General features: G+C 47.3%; 9 protein-coding genes and 1 pseudogene. 7 read left to right on the forward strand and 3 right to left on the reverse strand.

Annotation, left to right across the window (positions count from 1 at the left end; all coding sequences use genetic code 11):
- Positions 1 to 98: 98 nt before the first annotated feature.
- From COW15_RS08545 to uvrA, 3 genes are all read right to left on the reverse strand, one after another.
- Complete coding sequence (locus COW15_RS08545; protein WP_293631766.1) at positions 99 to 1,997, reverse strand: DEAD/DEAH box helicase; 1,899 nt, start codon at positions 1,995 to 1,997, stop codon at positions 99 to 101.
- 191 nt (positions 1,998 to 2,188) lie between these two features.
- The gene (locus COW15_RS08550; RefSeq protein ID WP_293631767.1) at positions 2,189 to 3,247 is read right to left on the reverse strand and encodes a M28 family peptidase; all 1,059 of its coding nucleotides are present in this window, start codon (positions 3,245 to 3,247) and stop codon (positions 2,189 to 2,191) included.
- A 297-nt stretch (positions 3,248 to 3,544) separates the two neighbouring features.
- Positions 3,545 to 6,415 (reverse strand): excinuclease ABC subunit UvrA, encoded by a 2,871-nt coding sequence (gene uvrA / locus COW15_RS08555; RefSeq protein WP_293631768.1) that lies wholly within the window; start codon positions 6,413 to 6,415, stop codon positions 3,545 to 3,547.
- 414 nt (positions 6,416 to 6,829) lie between these two features.
- Here uvrA and COW15_RS08560 point away from each other — a divergent pair, with 414 nt between their 5' ends.
- The 7 genes and pseudogenes from COW15_RS08560 to COW15_RS08590 all read left to right on the forward strand — a co-directional run bounded on the left by COW15_RS08560 (position 6,830) and on the right by COW15_RS08590 (position 15,050).
- Complete coding sequence (locus COW15_RS08560) at positions 6,830 to 8,197, forward strand: MFS transporter (RefSeq protein WP_293631769.1); 1,368 nt, start codon at positions 6,830 to 6,832, stop codon at positions 8,195 to 8,197.
- A gap of 109 nt (positions 8,198 to 8,306) precedes the next feature.
- Positions 8,307 to 9,017 (forward strand): single-stranded DNA-binding protein, encoded by a 711-nt coding sequence (ssb, locus tag COW15_RS08565; RefSeq protein ID WP_293631770.1) that lies wholly within the window; start codon positions 8,307 to 8,309, stop codon positions 9,015 to 9,017.
- A gap of 337 nt (positions 9,018 to 9,354) precedes the next feature.
- On the forward strand, positions 9,355 to 11,340 hold the full coding sequence (locus COW15_RS08570; protein WP_293631771.1) for a hypothetical protein: 1,986 nt from the start codon (positions 9,355 to 9,357) through the stop codon (positions 11,338 to 11,340).
- Positions 11,341 to 11,561: 221 nt separating this feature from the next.
- Positions 11,562 to 11,633, forward strand: a pseudogene (locus tag COW15_RS08575) (flavin reductase family protein); the annotation flags it as partial.
- Between the two features lie 760 nt (positions 11,634 to 12,393).
- Positions 12,394 to 12,657 carry a hypothetical protein gene (locus COW15_RS08580; protein ID WP_293631772.1) on the forward strand — a complete coding sequence of 88 codons (264 nt, stop codon included), beginning with the start codon at positions 12,394 to 12,396 and terminating at the stop codon, positions 12,655 to 12,657.
- On the forward strand, positions 12,654 to 13,883 hold the full coding sequence (locus COW15_RS08585; protein ID WP_115406427.1) for an ImmA/IrrE family metallo-endopeptidase: 1,230 nt from the start codon (positions 12,654 to 12,656) through the stop codon (positions 13,881 to 13,883). The genes COW15_RS08580 and COW15_RS08585 overlap by 4 nt, the downstream gene beginning before the upstream one ends.
- Before the next feature lie 12 nt (positions 13,884 to 13,895).
- The gene (locus tag COW15_RS08590; RefSeq protein ID WP_293631773.1) at positions 13,896 to 15,050 is read left to right on the forward strand and encodes a beta family protein; all 1,155 of its coding nucleotides are present in this window, start codon (positions 13,896 to 13,898) and stop codon (positions 15,048 to 15,050) included.
- Positions 15,051 to 15,102: the final 52 nt, after the last annotated feature.

Below are 15,102 nucleotides of genomic sequence, written 5' to 3' on the forward strand. Positions count from 1 at the left end.
AGGCTATGAATTGGCACAGTCTCTTGAGTACGAAATGTGATCAAGAGACAGGCCTAGGCTCCTTTTTTAGTCTCTAGCCTAAGCTAGATAAGATCAGATTACTCTTCACGTGGTTTACGTGGCTTACGCTCACCGGCAGGTTTGTCTGCGCGAGGTTTGCGATCGGCAAATGGCTTGTCACCAGAGGCAGCGCGAGGCTTACGATCACCAGCAGGGCGGTCGCCACGTGGTTTACGGTCACCCGATGGACGCTCTGAACGTGCACCACGGCCTGAGTCGACAAATACTTGATCGCCAGCTTCGCGGATGTTCAATGGCTTACCACAAACACGGACTTTCTTTAGGTGCTGTAACACGTCTTTTGGCATGCCATCTGGCAGATCCACAGTGGTTACTGCATCGTAAAGTTGGATCGCACCGATATAACGGCTGTCGATGTTGGCTTCGTTCGCGATAGCGCCAACGATATTACCCACACCCACACCATTCTCACGGCCTACGTCGATAACATAACGGCACATTTTTAAGTCTGGATTATCTTTCAATGCTTCGGCAGAACCTAAACTGGCTGGCATTGGGCGCGGTTCGCGGCTACGACGCTCACCACGTTCGCCACGATCACTTCCGCGTTCGCTACGCTCAGAGGCGCCACGCTCACTGCGTTCATCACGGGCACGTTCTTGGATCGCAGGCAATTGCAGTGGACGCTCTTGCTGAACTTGCTGCAGTAAGGCTGCGGCCAGAAGATCGGTATCGACTTCTAACTGTTGGCATAATTGCGCCACAGCATCTTTCATAAAGTCCAGATCAGTGTTCATGGTTTCAGCCAATTGCTCACCTAAGCGTGACAGACGACGTTCTGCAACAGTCTCTGGGCTTGGGATCTTCATTGGTGAAATGCGGCTGTTGGTTGAGCGCTCGATCGTGCGCAGCATGCGCATTTCACGGCTAGTCACAAACAGAATTGCCATACCAGTACGACCGGCGCGGCCAGTACGGCCAATACGGTGAACATAGGCTTCGGCATCATACGGAATGTCGTAGTTCACAACGTGACCGATACGCTCAACATCAAGACCACGGGCGGCAACGTCGGTGGCGATCAGAATATCTAACTTGCCACGTTTGAGTTGGTCAACGGCACGCTCACGGGCTTGCTGGTTCATATCACCGTGCAGTGGTGATGATGCATAGCCGCGGGCTTCGAGCTTCTCGGCTAATTCAACACATGAGTTACGTGTACGCACGAAAATGATAATACCTTCAGTATTTTCAACTTCTAACACGCGAACTAGGGCTTCTAATTTATTGTGTTGTGATACTTGTACGAAACGCTGCTCGATTGACTCGACCGTCGTTTGGCTAGACTCGATACGCACATGCACAGGGCTACGTAAATGCTGGTTAGCAACACGTTTAATTTGCTCCGGCATAGTGGCGGAGAATAACGCCAGTTGGCGCTCGCTTGGCGTGTGCTCAAGGATCCATTCGATATCGTCGATGAAGCCCATTTTCAGCATTTCATCGGCTTCATCGAGCACGAGTGCTTTTAATGAGTCGAGTTTCAAGGTGCCGCGACGCATATGGTCCATTACACGACCTGGCGTACCCACGATAACCTGTGGGCCACGTTTCAGGGCATTCAACTGTTGTTGCATGCTTTGACCGCCATAAATTGGCAGTACGTGGAAATTCTTCATAAATTTGGCATAGCTACTGAATGCTTCAGCAACCTGGACCGCTAATTCACGCGTTGGCGCTAATACTAAAATTTGCGGTGTGGTTTGGCTGGTGACTTTGTTTAGTAGCGGCAGCGCGAAGGCGCCAGTTTTACCTGTACCTGTTTGCGCTTGGCCTAAAATATCTTTGCCAGCCATAAGTGGATCGATACTGGCTGATTGGATCGGCGTCGGTTTTTCATAACCTAGCTCGTCAAGAGCACGCAACAAATTCTCGGATAGGCCGAGTTCACGGAAAGTTCTTTCATCGGATGACATTGAGTTGTAGCCTTGTGGATGCGCGCGGATTGGCGCTTAAGTTTCACAGACAGAAAATCAACCCCGTGTCGATTTCCCGCGAACGACGGATTATAGCAGCATATAAGCCGCTTTACCAATCTGGATATGGATAAATCCATAGTTTTAGGTATATTTTTCGCAAAAACTGAGCAAGAAACGCGCCACTTCGGCTAATTTTTCAAAAAGTTGCCATTTAATCGCATTAATTCAAAGGCCGATTCAGTCACCGCCGCGAGAAACATAAAGTCCACTGTGTCGGCGGTATCTTGGGGTGTGTGGTATTGCGGATGGGTGGGGACACCAAAATACAACCAAGGGATGTTTGCCTTGTGGAAGGGGTAATGATCCGAGGCTCTTAACCAATCGGTATTTTGGATACTACGGCCCACAGGCCTTGGGTGACTGAGCTTTATACACAGTTGATTGTGTGCATTGAGTTGCGGTTTAAACGCTTGAAATTGATTGAAGTTACGGCTGCCCTCGAGGTAAATACCATAGGGGCGTCCGGGGTGGCTTACCATATCCAAATTGAGCATCAATTGAATATTGGCCTCGGGCATGCGTGTTTTCAACTGTTCCACTAGGGCGATGCTGCCATAGAGCCCCGGTTCCTCTGCGTCCGTTGCTACAAACATCAGATTGATATTGGGCAGGGTGATAGTTGCATCCTTTGCTTGTTGCGTTAACTGTGCCTGCCAATACTGGGCGATGGCGAGCATAGCGGCGACCCCAGAGGCATTATCATCGGCGCCGTGGTAAATCTTGCCGCCACTTATCCCTAAATGATCATAGTGGGCCACGATAATTCGCCATACATTAGTGGGGCTCTGGGCGGGGGCGATGGCCACCATATTCGCCCCGGTTTCCCGAGTGAATAGCGTGTGGTATTCGAAGGGGATTTCAAAGCGTTCCCCCCAAGGGATGAGGCCTAGGTCTTTAAATTGTTGATCGAGATAGTCGCGGCTTTTGGCTGCACCTTGGCTTTGGGTCCTGCGGCCTTCAAACTCATCGGAGCTTAGTACCCTCACGGTTTGTTCCAATGCCACAGGATTGGCCCAGTGTAGGCGAATATCATGGCGTGAACAGGATTCAGGGGGGCGGGTGGCGCAGCCATTTAGGCTGGCAAAGAAAACAGTCAACAAGCCTATCGCCCAGAGTAGGCTAGGCTCAACACGCAAGGTGGGTGCGCGCAGACAAGGGAATGTGAAGGCTAGTGCCAGTTTATCCATCCTTATCCTTATCGATGTTGAATTAACGCCCTGAGGGATCCCTGTACTTACTATAATAGTTCCTAATAATGCGACACCGCAGGATATCGCATGCAGGCACGCCATTAACTCGTCCCTGAGGGCTCCACCGTGCCAAATGCATCCATACACAAAAGCCAGTTCGCCCTCCATGGCTCTCGTTCGCAGCATATCGCTATGCGATGCTCACCATGGCGCAGAGGGCCTGCTTATCGATACCCTGCTTGCCCTATAAAGTGATCTACAATTCGAGACAGCTATTTGAGATGCATCGCATGTTTACTGCTTGGCTGTGCTTGCAAGCTGGGCATCTCGCTCCAGTAGCGGCTTTAGGAAACGCGCCGTGTGGGAGCTTGGATGTTGGGCAACCTCTTCGGGTGTGCCTGTGGCTAAAATCATCCCGCCGCCACCGCCACCCTCTGGGCCGAGGTCGATAATCCAGTCTGCAGTTTTGATCACATCCAGATTATGCTCAATCACCACTATAGTATTGCCGTGGGATTTAAGGCGATGTAATACGTCGAGCAGCAGTTGAATATCGGCAAAGTGTAAGCCCGTTGTCGGTTCATCCAGAATATATAAGGTTTTACCTGTATCTCGTTTGGAAAGCTCCTTGGCGAGTTTGACCCTTTGGGCCTCACCGCCCGACAGTGTGGTCGCGCTTTGGCCTAAGCGTACATAGGATAAGCCGACATCCATCAGGGTTTGCAGTTTACGGGCAATGGCAGGCACGGCATCGAAAAATTCCCGTGCATCTTCAATCGTCATCTGCAGCACTTCGTGGATGTTTTTACCTTTATAGCGGACTTCTAAGGTTTCGCGGTTATAGCGTTTGCCCTTACAGGCATCGCAGGGCACATACACATCGGGGAGGAAGTGCATTTCAACCTTGATTAAGCCATCGCCTTGGCAGGCCTCACAGCGGCCACCTTTGACGTTAAAGGAAAAACGGCCGACCTGATAACCGCGGGTACGCGACTCTTGGGTTCCGGCAAAAATCTCACGGATCGGGGTGAAGATGCCCGTATAAGTAGCAGGGTTCGAACGCGGCGTTCGGCCAATCGGGCTTTGGTCGATATCGACGACTTTATCGCACTGATCCATACCGACAATGCGGTCATAAGGGGAGGGTTCATCTACAGTCGCGCCGTTTAATTCCCTGTGGGCAATTTTAAAGAAGGTGTCGTTGATTAGCGTCGATTTACCCGAGCCTGACACACCTGTTACGCAGGTGAATAGGCCAATGGGAATGGTTAAATCCACATTGCGCAGGTTATTGCCACGGGCGCCAAAGAGTTCGATCACTTGGCTAGCATCGAAGGGGGTACGGGGACTATCAATGTGAATATTGAGCTTACCGGAAATATATTGTCCTGTGACTGACGCTTCGCAGGCGATAATTTTTCCAATCGGGCCGTCACAAATCACCTCACCACCATGCACACCGGCGCCGGGGCCGATATCGATCACATGGTCTGCCATGCGGATCGCATCCTCATCGTGCTCCACCACAATCACAGTGTTACCTAAATCCCGCAGGTGGATCAGGGTTTGCAGCAGACGCTCGTTATCCCTTTGGTGCAGACCGATGGAAGGTTCATCGAGGACATACATCACGCCGACTAATCCCGCGCCAATTTGGCTGGCGAGGCGAATACGCTGGGCTTCACCGCCCGAAAGGGTTTCGGCGGAGCGTGACAGGCTTAAATAATTGAGCCCGACATTGACCAGGAACCCTAAACGGTCGCGGACTTCCTTAAGGATTTTCTCGGCAATTTGCGCCTTTTGGCCGCTAAATTCGAGCTTATCGAAATAGTCTAGGGCCTCACCAATCGACCAAGTGGTTAACTTAGGTAGGTTAAGGTCACCAATAAACACATGGCGCGCTTCTTCTCGCAGACGCGAACCGCCACAGCTTTGACAGGCTTGGGTATTGATAAACTTGGCTAATTCATCCCGAACCGAGTTGCTTTCGGTCTCGCGGTAGCGCCGGTCCATATTGTTGAGAATGCCTTCGAAGGGGTGATTACGCACCACCACATCGCCGCGGTCATTCATATATTTAAAGGCAATGCTGTCTTTCCCCGAGCCGTAGAGTACGATTTTGCGCACCTTATCGCTCAGTTGTTCGTAGGGGACTTCGACGTCGAACTTATAGTGCTCGGCGAGGGAGCTTAACATCTGAAAGTAATAGAAGTTACGTCTATCCCAGCCGCGAATCGCACCGCCCGCCAGTGACAGTTCCGTGTTGGTGATGACACGTTCCGGGTCGAAAAATTGTTGTACCCCTAAGCCGTCACAGGTTGGGCAGGCGCCCGCGGGATTATTAAAGGAGAAAATCCGTGGCTCGAGTTCCGCCATAGAATAACCGCAGTGGGGGCAGGCAAAGTTGGCGGAGAAGATAAGCTCCTCTGGCTTAGCGCCATTTTCTGCGTCGTCCATACTGGCGACGACCGCGATCCCGCCGGAAAGCTCTAGTGCGGTTTCAAAGGATTCGGCGAGGCGCTGTGCAATATCGTCGCGTACTTTAAAGCGATCGACCACGACTTCTATCGTGTGTTTTACGTGTAGATCTAAGGTCGGTGGATCGGTTAAATCGCACACTTCACCGTCGATACGGGCGCGGATATAGCCCTGTGCGGCTAAACCTTCGAGCAATTTAACGTGCTCACCCTTGCGACCATTGACGACCGGAGCCAATAGCATCAAACGGCTGTCTTGGGGCATCTCGAGTACTTTGTCCACCATCTGGCTGACGGTCTGTGCCGCCAGCGGTTGGCCGTGGGTAGGGCAACGCGGCTCACCCACGCGGGCAAACAGCAAGCGCAGGTAGTCGTAGATTTCGGTAATAGTGCCCACGGTCGAACGTGGGTTATGGGAGGTGGATTTTTGTTCGATGGAGATAGCGGGGCTTAAGCCTTCGATATGGTCTACATCGGGCTTTTCCATCAAACTTAAAAACTGGCGAGCATAGGCTGACAGGGACTCGACGTAACGTCGCTGGCCCTCGGCATATAAAGTATCGAAAGCGAGGGAGGATTTGCCAGATCCCGATAAGCCCGTGATGACAATCAGTTTATCCCTAGGGATAGTCAGGTTGATATTCTTGAGATTGTGGGTGCGTGCGCCGCGTATTTCAATCTTATCCATCTATCGCTCTAATGCCATATGCTTAAAAAAAATGAGCATAAGTATCGCACAGTTCCGCCGTTGAGTTTAGTGGATTCTGTGATCGGTACCCATCCTAGGGCTGGCACTGGCTTTAAGTCTGCCTGCTTGGCGGGATGTTGCGGGCTGAATGGATTAACTAAGATTAATACCCTTGTTGCGTACTGACTCACAGGACAAATCTGAACACTCTAGTAGACTCCCTTCCCGTGCCTGAGCCTTATACCGGCCTGAAAAATAAAGAGGTTAACCCGAGCACGGTCAATATAGGTCCGTTATAATCGGCACAAAAGTTAACTGTGCAGGCAGTGGCTTAGGCCGCTATTTCCTTTTGAGCAAATCCTTTTGGGTGTGGTAACATGCGCCCCTTAAAAGACTTCAATCCAGGGCAAAATCATGGGTAACAACGGACTTTCGAGTACTGAGAAAAAAGTCGCGTTTTCTTTAGCCAGTGTATTTGGTTTACGCATGATGGGCTTGTTTATGATCATGCCCGTCTTTGCACTTTATGGTCAGCACCTCGAAGGCTTCTCGCCTCTGTGGGTCGGGATTGCGATTGGCGCCTACGGCCTGACTCAAGCCCTATTGCAGATCCCCATGGGGATGTTATCCGATAAATATGGCCGTAAGCCGATTATCCTCGCTGGCTTAGTGTTGTTTGCCATCGGTAGCTTGATTGCCGCCTATGCCGAGACAATTTATGGCGTCGTGTTTGGCCGAGCGGTACAAGGCATGGGGGCTATTGCCGCTGCCGTGTTGGCGCTGGCCGCGGATTTGACCCGCGATGAACAGCGCACTAAGGTCATGGCGATTATCGGCATGTGTATTGGCGGCTCCTTCGCCCTGTCCTTGTTAGTCGGGCCCATAGTGGCGCAGCATTTAGGGCTAGCGGGGCTGTTTTTTTTAACGGCGGGTCTTGCGCTATTGGGTATGGTGATAGTGCAGTTTTTAGTGCCGAATCCCATTTCACAGGCGCCTAAGGGGGATACCTTAGCCACGCCCGCTAAGCTCAAGCGTATGTTAACCGACCCTCAGCTTTTTAGATTAGATGCGGGGATCTTTATTCTGCATTTAGTCCTTACCGCGGTATTTGTGGCACTGCCGTTCGATCTTGTCGATGCGGGTTTAGTCAAAGAAAAACACTGGATGTTGTATTTCCCCGCCTTTGTGGGCGCATTTTTCCTGATGGTGCCGTTAATTATCATCGGGGTTAAGCGTAAAAATACTAAGGCGATGTTCCAAATTGCCTTGGTGATTATAATAGTGGCCTTGTTGGCGATGGCCGCATTTTCTAGCAATCTCTGGGTATTGAGTTTTGCCGTGGTGTTGTTCTTCACTGGGTTTAACTATTTAGAAGCCTCACTACCCAGTTTGATTGCCAAGTTTTGCCCCGTCGGCGAAAAAGGCTCGGCCATGGGCGTGTATTCTACCAGTCAGTTTTTAGGGGCTTTTTGTGGTGGTATGCTCGGTGGCGGTGCATTCCAGCTGGTGGGGGCGGTCGGGGTATTTATCGTTGCCGTGATCTTAATGTCTATCTGGTTATTCCTGACATTAGGCATGCAAAATCCTGTGCTGTTAAAGAGTTACACCTTAGAAGCCGAAGTGAAAGACAAGGCACAAGCGCGGGATATGGCGACCCAGCTATCCCAACTGATGGGCGTCGTTGAAGCCATAGTCGTGCTCGATGAAAAAGTGGCCTACTTAAAGGTTGATGAGCATTTCGATTTAAGAGAAGCTCGAGCTGTGTTAGGCTCTGCTCAATAATATGTGGTGTTGCCCTGTAGTATTTGGGGATGAAGATTTTCCTCTATGGCAGCATCTATAAACAACATACTGAATTAATAGATTATTTAAAGAATCGCAGGAGATTTCAATGGCCAGTCGTGGTGTTAACAAGGTAATTTTGGTTGGCAATTTGGGACAAGATCCAGAAGTACGTTATATGCCAAACGGTAACGCAGTCGCAAACATCACAGTGGCGACCAGCGAATCGTGGAAGGACCAACAGGGTCAACAGCAGGAACGTACTGAATGGCACCGTGTGGTTCTGTTCGGTAAATTAGCTGAGATTACCGGCGAATATTTACGTAAAGGTTCACAGGTTTACCTCGAAGGTAAATTGCAAACCCGTAAGTGGAAAGATCAAAGCGGTCAAGACCGTTACAGCACTGAAGTGGTTATCGACCAAAGCGGTAGCATGCAAATGCTCGGTAGCCGTGGCCAAGGTGGCCAAGCACAAGGCGCGCCAATGGGCGGCGGCATGCCACAAAATACTGGTTACCAATCTGCACCACAACAGGCGGCTCCTGCTCAAAGTCAATATGCGCCAGCGCCTCAAGCTGCACCGGCTTACCAAGCGCCAGCTCAACAACAATATGCAGCGCCAGCATCTGCCCAGCAAACCTATGGTCAGCAACAGGCGCAGTCTCACGCTCAGCCACAGCAAGGTGGTTATGCACCTAAGCCACAGGCTGCACCAGCTTATCAAGCGCCAGCAGCACCGGCCCAGCGTCCAGCACCCCAGCCACAGCAAAACTTCACCCCAGATTTGGATGATGGCTGGGATGACGATATCCCGTTCTAGCGTTATTTTAGATGCGCGTAGTCGGTAAAGTGTAAAGACAGCTATTGTCTAACATTATCAAAGCCCTGCAATGATTTGCGGGGCTTTTGCTTTTTGGGAGTAAAAAGAAGTTTGTGGGGCAATCACGAAACCCATTATTGAACACGTCATTTAGGGAAGAATATGTCTATCAATAATGCACCAAGCAATTCTCTTAAAGCATTTATTCTGATGACACTGATGCATTTAGGAACAGCAATTTAGTCCGAAAACTTGTAGTCCTTCTGTGATTTGTCTCACAATGCATGGTGTTCTATTATTATCAACTTCCCATAATTGAGGGTTATGAGGGCTATATATGAGTCAATTTCCCAATGTCAAACACAGATACCCACTCAACACTGCAGTGATCACTGCATATAATGGTATCTGTACAATACTATTAATTACCTTGATGTTTGGCCTAAGTGGTTGCCAGAGTACAGGTGCCCCGGCGGCGAAAGCGCCGCTAGTATTGGCTGACCAGCCCGATATTCCTAATGGTCAGGTACGGATTTATATCTTCAAAGAAAAACCCATACTCTTTGGTTCCGAAGCTTGGAACTTAGAAGTCGAGGATGAGAAATTGGGCCTGTTGGCTGACGATACCTACAATATTCTTCACCTCTGGCCGGGGGAGTTCACTGTGCACTTAAAAAGTGTGAGTGGGGATTATCATGATAACCGCTGGAGCCGAATAAACATTCATCCGAATGAGGTGGGTAAAACATATTATCTTGAGTTAAGTCCATATTTGAACTTAATCGAAAATAACTGGTTAAATACTGAAAATGGAAAGTTAGAGATTAGTCGTCGTCATCTAACCCACCCACCAGTCAGCATAGCTAATGCTAACTTAACTCATCGCTATCCAAAAAAAGTAATAGGAGCCGCCGATGACCAAGGGTTGCTGCATGGCCCTGGCGTTGCGTTCTTTGAGGAGGGAGACATTAATGATGGTAAACTAACTGCCACCTTTGAACACGGCAATGCCACTGAAGGAGTGTATGAATATCCTGATGGCCGCCGCTTCGAAGGCAAATTGGAGCATAATTCCCCTGAATCAGGTACGCTAAGCTATGCCAATGGCGAACAATACATAGGTCCCCTGAGCTATATTGGTGAACCCGACGGTGATGGACAATGCATTGTTCAGGGCGTTAGTTCTGCCTGCCGGTGGAGCTGGGGCAAAAATCTGACCAATGCGCCCAAGCCACAGCCGAACCCAGATGATATAGGTTTTTCAAATAACAAACGGGCTCGCGAGGCTATCTCAAACTTCAAACTAATTGATGCCTATATGGTTGAACAATACCAAGATTGCCGAAGTGTAAGCCGTGACATTATTAAAATGCAGCAATCTGCTAGAGTGGGCCGTGACGAAATTGACGAAGCCATGAACGACCTTGAAAAAGAGCTCGAGAGATTGGTCAAGCGTGCGAAGCAGATGGGGAAAGCAAGGGATGAGTTGCTTATGGTGGTCGAGTTGGCTCAGCAGCAACCTAACACTATTAACCCTAAACAACTTAAAGATATAAACAACTTGATTGAGGAAAAAGCCAATACGGCCAGCAATAGAATAAAAAATTGTCCTAAAGGCGTGGATAATGCACTGACCAGCATAAATGAAACCATATCCAAACATGAACTCGAAGAACAAGCATGGCAACAGAGGCAAGCTGCAAACTTCCCAAGTCAGCCTCAGGAAGATTTCGCTTTAAAACTGTTAAAACAACAGCAAACGATGTTGGCAAGTACCCAGCAACAACTAGATAAGCAGCGGCAGGCGCAGCAGCAAGCTGATGTGTTGCAAGCTCAGCAACAAGTGCGTACACAGTCGCCGCCAAATCCAACTAAGTCTGCAGCAGTGACTACACTCCCAGCAAAAATATCATCTAATTCTAATGAGATTAAAGCACAATCTACAAGCGACACGGCAAGCGTTAACAAAGAATCGTCAAACACTAAACCTATGGCTGATTACCTAGAAGCCATCGCTTATTGTGTCGAGTTTAAGTCAGGTGGCTGGAAGTGTGATGGACCTATACAAAAGGAGAGTGCCAAAAGCGATAGCCTCAATGAAAGCTTGGGTTATGTAGGATGCCGCTCACCTCGCTCTTATACTAATTTTATCGCTAGTGGTGGCGCTGAAAAAACACAAGGAGCGGTTTATTACTGTGGATATGGACTGTGGAGCTTTGAACGGGACATTAGCCAGTCTATGAGCCTCCCCGGCAACATTCTTAATCAACGACAGACTTATCAATGCGAAGAGAGTTCGATTCATCGCTGCCCTAGATCTTAACGACGGTTGCGGAATAGGGGAAAAGACCAGACATGGATGTCCGACTAGTTTTTTGGGTGATCATTCATGAGGGTCGACGGCGGCATCTGTTGCAAATGTATGTGAATGAGCATCCATGCCGCCAACGGTCACTTCCATGCAAGTGTTTAATCTCGTTAATCCTTGAGTATATCTGTCGCTCAATTTAAGAATGGGTGTTTTGGTAGTGCTGTGCGTTTTATGCTGGTGGCCAATCGGTTTATTATGGGATCTCCGAAGCGTTACGTTTCGATTTGCATAGGCCACAAGTGTAGCGGCTGCTCAGGCGCCGCAGGGCTATGGATTTTCAAACTTCGTTTGAGTTTTTGACTTATGAGTTTTGGTATCTCATGGCTGAGCAATCCAAGGCTTAAACTTTTTTAAAGAAAAATCAAAGTCGTGGGGCTTCACCCCCTGATTTTTGATAACGAGTCGACCAAGGAGGACTGCTCGTTCTATCAAAAACGTCCATGTTAAATAGCCAGCTCGATATCCATATCTCGCGCTCAAAGCGGCCGAAGGCCTTCGCCCTTGGATGCTCCCTTGCCGAACAACGTCCATGTCTAACTGCCAGTTCGCCATCCCTGGCTCTCGTTCGAAACGCTGCTACGCAGCACTCACCCTAGCGAAGTTACATGCATTAGTTACCTGTCTCATACTCCAATAAAAATTACCTAACGGCTCAGATGGCGCATCCATGTGCCCCCGAGCCTGCGCCATCATCCATGATGTCGCCATGGCCCCACTCAAACAACTAAGAGCTATCTGCGTATTTCGACAACTTCGCAGGGGAAGGTGAATCTCTGTGATTTTAGTTTGGTCGGTTAGTCATTCAAAGCAATAAGGGTTGTGGGTATCGAGCCTTTTATGAAATATGTAGATGACACAGTTAATTACCGCTAATTCTTTGTTGATATTTGGTCATATAGCCCTCATTCTGTCTATGGTTATAATCATCATATGTGTTCCATAATGTGGAACATTGTTGATTTTTAATTTGATTGGTGCAATAGTGTTCCCAAATGGAGAACCTTGATGCGTTTGATAGGTATAAAGAAGCTCAACGCCATTAAAGGTGTCAATGATGAAATTGATACTTGGATTTCAGCTTGGGTGGCAGAGATTATCCATGCGAGTTGGAAAGGTGATATGGAATTGATAGATGCGTTTCCAAGAGTTGAGCTCGTGGACAATTTTTCTTATATATTTCCTGTTTTTAATCATGACCATATAAGCATCAAAGTCACTTTCTGTTTTAACGGAGGTATAGCTGTGATTCATGAAGTGATAAGCAAATGAGTAAGTTTCAACCAAGAGTAATTAGGACTCAGGACCAATATCAAGAGTATATGTCCGAAGTTGAGTCTTTAATTGTACAAAAATTAACACCAGGTTCCGATGATGCCGAAAGATTGGAATTGTTGACAGTTCTTATTGAAAGCTATGAGTCTTCTAACTATGCGATAGAGCCAGTTAATCCCATTGATGCTATTAAATTTAGAATGGCAGAGAAAGGCTTAAAGCAAGTTGATTTAGCTCCATATTTTGGAACTAAAAGCCGAGTTTCTGAAGTGCTTTCAGGCAAACGAGCTTTGACGGTACCAATGATTAAAGCTTTGTCTGTAGGCTTAGGCATTGCTTCACAAACATTGTTGGGGCTAGATAGTGATGATAGAGCGCTCACTGAAAATTCATCTAAAATGGAGTTTAATTGGTCAAAATTTCCGATCAAAGAGATGCTATCAAGAGGTTGGATTGAGGATGCAGGAGCTAAGGTAAAAAAGAACGTTGAAGAACAAGTAAAAGACTTTATTAGTAGTTTAGGAGAAGCGACCGCGACAGCTTCTTTTAAAAGAACTCTATCTGGTGATGCTTATTCGCCACTTAGCCAGTACAAGCTTTATGCTTGGGTTGCAAGGGTTATACAGAAAGCTAGAAGTCGGAATTTAGAATATCCATTTGATGCAAGTATTTTGGGAAAAGAGTTTTTAAAGGATTTAGCGCATTTAAGTTGGTCTGAATATGGCCCTTTGCTCGCTGTAGAATTCTTAGAGAAGCATGGTATTTGTGTTGTTATTGAGCCCGCGCTAAAAGGTACTTCTGTTGATGGCGCTGCATTAAAAGATGCTGATGGGAGACCTATTGTTGCACTTTCTTTACGGCAAGATAGATTAGACAATTTTTGGTTTACCTTGCTGCATGAGGTAGTGCATATCTGGAAGCATGTCGACCTCGATAAAACGTTTGTGGATGATTTAGAAAATCATACAGAGAGTAAAGATAAGCTAGAAGCGGAAGCTAATCGATATGCCCGAGATACTTTTATCCCTAGAGTTGTTTGGAAGCGGAGTAAAGCTTATTTAAATCCGAGTAGTGCAAATATCGATGCCCTATCTAAAGAGTTGAATATCCATCCGGCCATCATAGCAGGAAGGTTGAGACGAGAATCTGGCAAATATAATCAGTTTTCTGACTTGGTTGGTTATGGGGAGGTTAGAAAGCACTTCCCTTCTAAATACTGGTAAGTGAGGTGAGTTATGACTCCTAAGTACGTTCCTATTTTGAAAGCGAAGAAAGGTGAATTCGATGCATACAAGAATTTACCTCACGCAGTTCAGTTGAATACGCTGCCAGTATTTGAGCTGCCAACATTAACAAACAAAATGTTAGAAACTACGTACTTGGGGGTTAGTAATCCACGGGAGCTATTTATCAATAAATGTGCTTTAGGACTTAGCTCTTCTATTTCAGTGCCAACTATCGGGGTGGATATTCACTCATGGTCGCCAGACTCTGCAATTGAAAATGGGGAACATGTATTGTCTGTATTCATTAGTTGTCTTTCCACTAAAGGATGTGAGGTTTTACCTGTAATAGGATATGACCGGTGGGAAGATGAAGAATATTCAACAGTATTACAGCTCCTTGCTCAGTCAAAGGATCGATTTATCCTTCGTCTAGATTCTTACGCCTTTGAAGATATGGTCGAAGAGGAACTGTTTTTAGAAACTATAGAAAATATCGTTTCTTTAATGGGATTAGATACTCGTAAGTGTTCAGTGATTCTCGACTTTGGGGATGTTTCAAAAGATTCGATAGTTGATATTCAAGAGCAGGTGGATACTGCATTGTCACTTCTTAAGGATTATCAGTTTAGCTTTATCTCTATTGCTGGCTGCTCAATTACTTCTGATATTAATGGAATGGTGCCCAAGACAAATTCTACAGGGCTTGTAGTAAGAAAAGAGTTCAAAGTGTGGAAGTCAGTACGATCATTTAACCCTGATGTGAAATTTGTGTTTGGAGACTATGGTATAGCCAACCCAAATGTGGGTGATGAGACGATAGCACCAGATGCAAACGGCAAAATTAGATACACAATATCAGATAGTTACTTTGTTGTTCGTGGATACTCAAGAAGGCAAGGCGATAAAGGCGCTCAGATGCATGGATTATGTCAGTCTCTAATTAGTTCGGGCTATTTCTGCGGGGTAGATTTTAGCTGGGGAGATATGATGATTGAGCAATGTGCAAACTATGGAAAGGTTAAGGGAAAGGTTTTTGTCGGGAATCCGACTAGTTGGGTGGCAATTGATACAACCCATCATATGACATATGTTACACAAGAAGTAGTTGAATTTGAAAATGTTATCTATGCTACTCATCACCTTCGAGATGCTGTTCATAATTAAGTGTCAGATTAATTTTACAGATTGATATAAAGATTTCATCAGCTATTCATTC

The organism is Shewanella sp. CG12_big_fil_rev_8_21_14_0_65_47_15 (genome assembly GCF_002783505.1).
In the GTDB taxonomy this organism is placed as follows: domain Bacteria; phylum Pseudomonadota; class Gammaproteobacteria; order Enterobacterales; family Shewanellaceae; genus Shewanella.

Bases quoted from the DNA above. Each gene is read 5' to 3' on its own strand.
- COW15_RS08545 (WP_293631766.1), bottom strand. From the start codon at position 1,997: ATGTCATCCGATGAAAGAACTTTCCGTGAACTCGGCCTATCCGAGAAT.
- COW15_RS08550 (WP_293631767.1), bottom strand. From the start codon at position 3,247: ATGGATAAACTGGCACTAGCCTTCACATTCCCTTGTCTGCGCGCACCC.
- uvrA (WP_293631768.1), bottom strand. From the start codon at position 6,415: ATGGATAAGATTGAAATACGCGGCGCACGCACCCACAATCTCAAGAAT.
- COW15_RS08560 (WP_293631769.1), top strand. From the start codon at position 6,830: ATGGGTAACAACGGACTTTCGAGTACTGAGAAAAAAGTCGCGTTTTCT.
- ssb (WP_293631770.1), top strand. From the start codon at position 8,307: ATGGCCAGTCGTGGTGTTAACAAGGTAATTTTGGTTGGCAATTTGGGA.
- COW15_RS08570 (WP_293631771.1), top strand. From the start codon at position 9,355: ATGAGTCAATTTCCCAATGTCAAACACAGATACCCACTCAACACTGCA.
- COW15_RS08580 (WP_293631772.1), top strand. From the start codon at position 12,394: ATGCGTTTGATAGGTATAAAGAAGCTCAACGCCATTAAAGGTGTCAAT.
- COW15_RS08585 (WP_115406427.1), top strand. From the start codon at position 12,654: ATGAGTAAGTTTCAACCAAGAGTAATTAGGACTCAGGACCAATATCAA.
- COW15_RS08590 (WP_293631773.1), top strand. From the start codon at position 13,896: ATGACTCCTAAGTACGTTCCTATTTTGAAAGCGAAGAAAGGTGAATTC.